This window comes from Streptomyces sp. NPDC030893, assembly GCF_055571535.1.
This window is the reverse complement of sequence record NZ_JBVIFC010000001.1, coordinates 65098-72026: the sequence shown is the minus strand read 5'-3', so window position 1 is coordinate 72026 and position 6929 is coordinate 65098. Positions and strand designations below refer to the sequence as shown.

Here is a 6929-nt window from a genome sequence, read left to right as displayed (position 1 = left end):
GTCGTGCCGCAGGGCGGCACGGGTGGGCGCGACGGCACCCCGCCCCCGCCCTCCGCAGGCAACCGCGCTGGGCTGCGCACCCCGCTCTCCGCGGGCAGTCGTGCCGCAGGGCGGCACGGGTGGGCGCGACGGCACCCCGCCCGCGCCGGGCTGCGCAGTCACCCCCCGGCCGACAACAGCACCGTTGCGCCGCTCGGCCGGGGGTGAGTTGCTCTACCGGCGTTCGCCGGGTGCCGCTGCGCCCACCCGTGCCGCCCCAGCGGCACGACTGCCCGCAGCTGCGGCGGAAGCGGCCGCGGCAGCCCCCAGCGGGGCGGGGGCGGGAGCCCGCAGCGGGGCGGGGGCGGGAGCCCGCGGATGCGGTGGGAGCGGGGGCGGGAGCCCGCAGCGGGGTGGGGGCGGGAGCCCGCGGATGCGGTGGGGCGGTGGTGTCTGGGTTAGCGCAATGCCTCCGCGACCTCCCGCGCCGCGTCCATCACCCGCGTCCCCACCCGCTCCGGCACCACGTCCGCCAGCATGACGACGCCCACGCTGCCCTCGACCCCCGTCACCCCCAGCAGCGGCGCAGCCGCCCCGCACGCGCCCGCTTCCAGTTCGCCGTGCGTCAGCGTGTAGCCGGGGTCGTCCGCCGTCTGCTGCCGGGCGGACAGGATCGCCTTCCCCGCCGCCCCCCGCTCCAGCGGATGCCGGAACCCCGCCCGGTACGCCACGTGGTAGTCCGTCCACGACGGCTCCACCACCGCCACGGCCAACGCCTCCGCCCCGTCCACCAGCGTCAGGTGCGCGGTCGCGCCGATGTCCTCGGCCAGCGACCGCAGCGCCGGCATCGCGGCCTCCCGTACCAGCGGATGCACCTGCCGCCCGAGCCTGAGCACACCGAGTCCCACCCGGGCCCGTCCGCCCAGGTCACGGCGTACCAGTGCGTGCTGCTCCAGCGTGGCGAGCAACCGGTAGACCACGGTCCGGTTCACGCCCAGTTTGTGGGATAGCTCCGTGACGGTCAGCCCGTGGTCCGTGTCGGCGAGCAGCTTGAGGACACGCAGTCCCCTGTCGAGCGTCTGAGAGGTCTCCGCGGTCACGACGCCCACTCCTTCAATGGTGAGGTCGGCGGCCCCTCGCGGCGGATGCGTCACCGAGTCCCGTCGGTCACGCGCTTCAGAGGCCGCCGATCGGCCGGCGGCCCGGCGGTGTCCCGGGCACAGTCGCTTCACGGCTGCGCTCCGCGGCGGCGCTGCCACGGGGCGTGTGCGTTGCGGGGACAGTAGCGAGCCGGTCCGGTGAGCGGAAGTCTCCGTCCAGAATCCGGGCACTCTCACCGGGAAGTGGTTCCGTTTGTCCCCATACGCACACCCGGTTCATCGCATGCGCGTGGCCCACTCCTGCACCTTTTCGATCCGCTGGCGCAGCTGTCCCGCGGTGGCCTCGGCGGAGGGCGGGCCGCCGCAGACGCGGCGCAGCTCGGTGTGGATGACGCCGTGCGGTTTGCCGCTCTGGTGGACGTAGGCGCCGACGAGGTTGTTGAGCTTCTTGCGCAGCTCCATCATCTCCTTGTGGGAGACCACCGGGCGCCGCTCGGCGGGGATCTCGAGCAGGTCCGCCTCCTCGGCGGGCTTCTTGCGGCTGTGCGCGATCTGCCGGGCCTGCCGCTTCTGGAGCAGCAGCTGCACCTGGTCGGGTTCGAGGAGCCCGGGGATGCCGAGGTAGTCCTGCTCCTCCTCGCTGCCGGGGTGGGCCTGCATGCCGAACTCGGCGCCGTTGTACATCACCCGGTCGAAGACGGCGTCGGACTCCAGCGCCTCGAAGGGCAGCATGTCCTGCTCGCCGGTGTCCTCGTCCTGCTCGCGGTTCGCCTCCTCCATCTCCTTCTCGGATTCGGCGTACGGGTCCTCCTCGCCGTTCTTCTTGGGCTTGTCGAGGACGTGGTCGCGTTCGCGTTCCATCTCGTTGGCGAAGCCGAGCAGGTCGGGGATGGTCGGCAGGAACACGGACGCGGTCTCGCCACGCCGCCGGGACCGTACGAAACGGCCGACGGCCTGCGCGAAGAACAGCGGCGTGGAGATGGTGGTGGCGTACACGCCGACGGCGAGGCGCGGGACGTCGACGCCCTCGGACACCATGCGGACGGCGACCATCCAGCGGTCGGTGCCGCTGCTGAACGTGTCGATGTTCTTCGACGCGCCGGTGTCGTCGGACAGGACGAGGGTGGCCTTGTGCCCGGTGATCTCGCGGATCAGCTTGGCGTACGCCCGCGCGGAGTCCTGGTCGGCCGCGATGACGAGGGCGCCGGCGTCCGGGATCGCCTTCCTGACCTCGGTGAGCCGCTGGTCGGCGGCGCGCAGTACGGCCGGCATCCACTCGCCGCGCGGATCGAGCGCGGTGCGCCAGGCCTGGCTGACGGCGTCCTTGGTCATGGGCTCGCCGAGGCGGGCGGCGATCTCGTCGCCGGCCTTGGTGCGCCAGCGCATGTTGCCGCTGTACGACATGAAGATGACCGGGCGGACGACGTTGTCGGCGAGGGCGGAGCCGTACCCGTAGGTATAGTCGGCGGAGGAGCGGCGGATGCCGTCGTCGCCCTCCTCGTACGCCACGAACGGGATGGGGTTGGTGTCGGAGCGGAACGGCGTACCGGTGAGCGCGAGCCGCCGGGTGGCCGGTTCGAACGCCTCCAGGCAGGCCTCGCCCCAGGACTTGGAGTCACCGGCGTGGTGGATCTCGTCGAGGATGACGAGGGTCTTGCGCTGCTCGACCCGGTTGCGGTGCAGCATGGGGCGCACACCGACACCGGCGTAGGTGACGGCGACGCCGTCGTACTCCTTGCCGAGGGGGCCCGCGCTGTACTCGGGGTCGAGCTTGATGCCTATCCGCGCGGCGGCCTCGGCCCACTGCTTCTTCAGGTGCTCGGTGGGCGCGACGACGGTCACCTGCTGCACGACGTGGTGGTGCAGCAGCCAGGAGGCCAGCGTCAGCGCGAAGGTCGTCTTGCCGGCGCCGGGGGTGGCCACCGCGAGGAAGTCACGGGGCTGGGCCTGGATGTACGTGTCCATCGCCCCCTGCTGCCAGGCCCGCAGCTTTCCGGCGGTACCCCAGGGGGCACGTCCGGGGAAGGCCGGGGACAGGTGGTGCGAGTGGGACGCGGTGCCGGCGGTGGTAGTCACGATCTCCGTCGGGGTGGTTCGGGCGGCGGCGCAGCTGCGCATGACGACCGGGCCACCCTACCGATGGCCCGGTCGCGGCAGCGCCGGTACCGGGCCATGACCGGCCGGGATGGGACTCAGGTCACACCCTGCTCAGCCAGGTCCCTCAATGCCTCCGAGATGCCCTTGACCTCGTCCATCCTGCCGGTCGCCACGGCGATGACCAGCTGTTCGGCTGTGTCGATATCAGGGCGCAACTGCACCTCGTTCAACGCCAGGAAGACGACACAGGACACCCATGCCGTGCGCTTGTTCCCGTCGACGAGAGGACGGTTGATGACCAAGGACTGCAGGAGTGCCGCCGCCTTGTCGAACAGGTCGGCGTAGGCCTCCTGCCCGAACATGGATGCCGAGGGGCGATGTACGGCCGACTCCAGCAGCCCCGCGTCGCGCACGGCGATCTGCTGGTCGTCGACGGCGTCCTCGGCAATGGCCAGGACATCCTCGGCCGTGAGATAGACGTACGTCACTTCAGCCGCTCCAGCAGTTCGGCCCACTTGGCGGTCTGCTCCTTGGCTGCCTTCCGGACCAACGCCTGGTGCGCGGTCCGGGCCAGATAGTCATCCACAGCGCGCAGCAGTATCGCGTGCATGCTGACACCCTCCTCATCGGCGCGCAGCTTGAGAGCTTCCGTCTGGTCGTCGCGGAGACGCAGGTTCATAGCCATACCAAAACGGTACCACCGATGCGGCCCCAAAGTGGTACTACTTAGCGGCCCGCACCCGCGTAGCCACCCACACCCCCACCAGCGCCACCGCCGCCATCGGCAGGAAGACGGCGACGAAGGCGGCGGGATGGGAGCCCGTGGCTCCCGTCGCCGCGTGGCTGACCGTGCCGCCGCCGAGCGCCGCGAAGGCTGCTCCACCGGCCGCCAGCAGGATGACGTTGGAGAGGCCGTCGGAGATCTGCAGGGCGGCGGAGTTGGTGCCGGTGTCCTTGGGGGCGGAGAGCCGGAGCAGCAGGACGCTGCTGGAGGAGATCACCAGGCCCATGCCGAGGCAGCCGAAGGCCCAGGCGACCGCCAGCGTCCAGGCGGGCACCGCCTCGATCAGCACGGTCGGGGCCACCGCGATGGTCGCCGCCACCAGAAGCATGCCGGAGGCCATCAGACGTTCCCGGTACGGCTCCAGGCGGGGCCGGGACTGGATCCAGGAGCCCAGCGCCCAGGTGCCGCCGCCCGCCGCGAGCGAGAAGCCGGCCATCGTCGGGCTGAGGCCGCGCTGGGTGACCAGCATCAGCGGGACGAAGGACTCCGCCGCGATGAAGGAACCGGCGGCGACTCCGCGCAGCAGGACCACCGAGGGCAGGCCGCGCGCCGCCCGGTAGGTGCCGCGCGGGAGCAGGCCCAGCACCGCCGGGACGAGCAGGGCCACGCCCAGCGCGCCCGGCAGGAGGGATGTCCAGCGCAGGTCCTGGGCGGCGTACTGGAGGAACCCGGCGCCGAAGGAGATCGCCAGGGCCAGCCGGATGCGGCGGCCGTCGAAGGAGGCCGGGGCGGCGTCCGTGCCCCCGTCCACCGGGCCCGAGGCCAGGCGGCGGATCTGCGGCAGCGCGAGCGCCAGCGGGAACACCACGAGGACCGGTATGCCGAGGAACACCCAGCGCCAGCCGATGTGCTCGGTCACGGCGCCGGAGGCGAGCGGGCCGACGATCGACGGCACCACCCAGCTCGCCGCGAACGCCGCCATGATCGCCGGGCGGAGCCGTTCCGGGTAGGCCCGTCCGACGACGACGTACAGCGCGACGATCACCAGCCCGCCGCCGAGCCCCTGCACGGCCCGCCCCAGGATGAACAGCCACATCGCGCCGGCCGTCCCGGAGAACAGCAGACCGACCGCGAACGAGGTGATGCCCCAGGTCAGCGGGGCGAGCGGGCCGCGCCGGTCGGACCACTGGCCGGACAGCACCATGCCGAACAGGCTGGTGGTGAAGTACGCCGAGAACGCGAACGCGTACAGCGACACCCCGTTCAGCTCGCGCGCCGCGACCGGCATCGCCGTGCCGACCGCCGTCGCCTCGAAGGCGATCAGCAGTACGACGGAGACGACCCCGATGCTCAGCGCCCGGTAGGGGCGGCTCAGCACGGTGTCGTCGGGGGCGAGGACCGGCGAGGGTATGCCGGCGGGCGTGGTGACATCGGTGTCACGCGGGTTCGGGGCGGTCATGAACGCCAGAGTAAGGCGCGATGCCCGCTTTGACGCCTGTCGGGGGTCGCGCTCGGCACCGGGACCTTGGTCGTAGGACCGGGCTCGGCCCGTTCGTGAACGGCGTGTGGCAGTCCCGTTGCGGCACCCGGCTTTCCCTTGAGCGCCGCTCCCGGGCCGCCCTACGGTCGGTACACCGGTTCGGAACGGCGAGCCCCGCAAGGGACCTCGCCCCCGACACGGCCGTGTGCCCGAGTGGCCAGGGACTCGCCTGCAAAGCGACGCACGCCGGTTCGAATCCGGTCACGGCCTCCACCTGCGCGGGGTGCTCTGCGGAGCACCCCGCGTCCCTCGCGTCAGAGGACTCCGCCCGCCTCGTCCTGGAACAGCTCCGTCCAGTAGTGCCAGTCCGTGTCGGCGGTGGTGCCGGTCGGGTCGATGGAGGACAGGACCTGGATCATCGTCAGCGCCAGCTGGTCGTAGGTGTCGCTGGTCAGCGCGTGGCCCGACGCCTCGTCGAGGGAGCGCTCCCGGTGCAGCAGCCAGAGGGTGAAGGCGAGCGTGGAGATGTCCGTGTTCAGGGGGCGGAGCACGGCGTCCGGTTCGCTCCAGCTGTGGACCGCGCCCGTGGTCGCGTCGAGGACCAGGCTGTGGTCGTCGACCAGGTAGCCGAGGCGTATCAGGCGCTCGGCCCGGGCGGGGGAAAGCTCGGCGGGGAGCCCGTCGCGGCAGTCGTCGGCGTAGTACTCGGCGAGGGTGCGCAGCGGCAGGTCGGTGTCGAGGGAGAAGAGGAAGCCGTCCTCCGGCAGGCCCGTCTCGCGCAGGAAGCGGCGGGTCGGCTCGTGCGTGAGCGTGGCCGGGAAGTCGACCTCCTCGAAGCGGACCACTCCGCCCCGGCCGAACTCCTCGTCGAGGAGGCGGAGGGGGAGGTCCAGGGCCAGGCCCGAGGCCGTACCGGGGCCCGCGACCAGGGCCAGGGGGCGGATCAGCGCGGCCATCCGCCAGAACGGGGCCGGTTCGCCGCCGTCCGTGCCCTCTTCGAAGACCGCCAGCAGCTGCCGGGAGGCCTCCGCGACCGCCTTGGTGCCGTAGCGGCCCGCGTAGGCCGCGAACTGGCCGCGCAGGCCGGCCAGTTCGTCCGTCGCCGCGGCGAACCGCACCAGCGTCGGCAGGGACGGGGCGAGCGGGCGGCGGTCCATCAGGTCGGGGCGGTCGTGGAAGAAGTAGGTCGTCGAGACCTCGCCGGTCGCGCCGTCCAGCAGCACCGACTCCGTCTCCAGACCGGCCGGGCCCAGCATTCCGCCGATGATCAGCTGGTCCCGCAGCTCCGCCGAGAGGCGGTCGCCGGGGTCGCCCGTCGAGTCGGCCACGGTGTGCGGGCCGCCCGGCCGGGCCAGCTCCGCGAAGCTGAACAGGCGGCTGTCGGCGGGCAGTCCGGGGCCGGTCAGCCAGTGGCGCGTGGACGCGTGCGTGATGAAGGGATCGAGGTCGGTGTCGGTGAGTGTGATCGCCGCTGCGACAACGGTGTCGGTCGTGCTCATGATTCCCCCGCGATACGTGTGCTCGGTCCCGGGTCCGCGAACGTCCCGCC

At 72.3% G+C, this 6929-nt stretch carries 7 protein-coding genes and 1 tRNA gene; 2 read left to right on the top strand and 6 right to left on the bottom strand.

Features of this window, described 5'->3' with window-relative positions; all coding sequences use genetic code 11:
- Positions 1-207 (top strand): hypothetical protein (locus tag ACZ434_RS00285; protein ID WP_468450171.1); only part of this gene is annotated, 207 nt, incomplete at its 5' end.
- 230 nt (positions 208-437) lie between these two features.
- Here ACZ434_RS00285 and ACZ434_RS00280 read toward each other — a convergent pair.
- The 5 genes from ACZ434_RS00280 to ACZ434_RS00260 all read right to left on the bottom strand — a co-directional run bounded on the left by ACZ434_RS00280 (position 438) and on the right by ACZ434_RS00260 (position 5359).
- A complete protein-coding gene (locus ACZ434_RS00280; protein ID WP_468450169.1) occupies positions 438-1079 on the bottom strand; it encodes an IclR family transcriptional regulator in 642 nt (213 codons plus the stop codon).
- Between the two features lie 276 nt (positions 1080-1355).
- Complete coding sequence (locus ACZ434_RS00275) at positions 1356-3197, bottom strand: DEAD/DEAH box helicase (protein WP_468450167.1); 1842 nt, start codon at positions 3195-3197, stop codon at positions 1356-1358.
- Between the two features lie 74 nt (positions 3198-3271).
- Positions 3272-3664 (bottom strand): type II toxin-antitoxin system death-on-curing family toxin, encoded by a 393-nt coding sequence (locus ACZ434_RS00270; protein ID WP_468450165.1) that lies wholly within the window; start codon positions 3662-3664, stop codon positions 3272-3274.
- Entirely contained in the window at positions 3661-3861 is a 201-nt protein-coding gene (locus ACZ434_RS00265) for a CopG family transcriptional regulator (protein WP_384713122.1), read from the bottom strand. Before ACZ434_RS00265 ends, ACZ434_RS00270 begins: the two co-directional genes overlap by 4 nt.
- Positions 3862-3898: 37 nt before the next feature.
- Positions 3899-5359, bottom strand: a complete 1461-nt coding sequence (locus tag ACZ434_RS00260) for an MFS transporter (RefSeq protein WP_468450163.1) — start codon at positions 5357-5359, stop codon at positions 3899-3901.
- A gap of 220 nt (positions 5360-5579) precedes the next feature.
- On the opposite strand from ACZ434_RS00260, the gene ACZ434_RS00255 reads away from it, so the two are divergent.
- A tRNA-Cys gene (locus ACZ434_RS00255) sits at positions 5580-5653 on the top strand.
- Between the two features lie 41 nt (positions 5654-5694).
- On the opposite strand, the gene ACZ434_RS00250 is transcribed toward ACZ434_RS00255, so the two are convergent.
- A complete protein-coding gene (locus ACZ434_RS00250; protein ID WP_468450161.1) occupies positions 5695-6879 on the bottom strand; it encodes an SUKH-4 family immunity protein in 1185 nt (394 codons plus the stop codon).
- Positions 6880-6929 lie beyond the last annotated feature (50 nt).

Excerpts from the sequence above, each read along its gene's own strand:
- ACZ434_RS00275 (WP_468450167.1), bottom strand. The coding sequence starts at position 3,197 with ATGCGCAGCTGCGCCGCCGCCCGAACCACCCCGACGGAGATCGTGACT.
- ACZ434_RS00265 (WP_384713122.1), bottom strand. The coding sequence starts at position 3,861 with ATGGCTATGAACCTGCGTCTCCGCGACGACCAGACGGAAGCTCTCAAG.
- ACZ434_RS00260 (WP_468450163.1), bottom strand. The coding sequence starts at position 5,359 with ATGACCGCCCCGAACCCGCGTGACACCGATGTCACCACGCCCGCCGGC.
- ACZ434_RS00250 (WP_468450161.1), bottom strand. The coding sequence starts at position 6,879 with ATGAGCACGACCGACACCGTTGTCGCAGCGGCGATCACACTCACCGAC.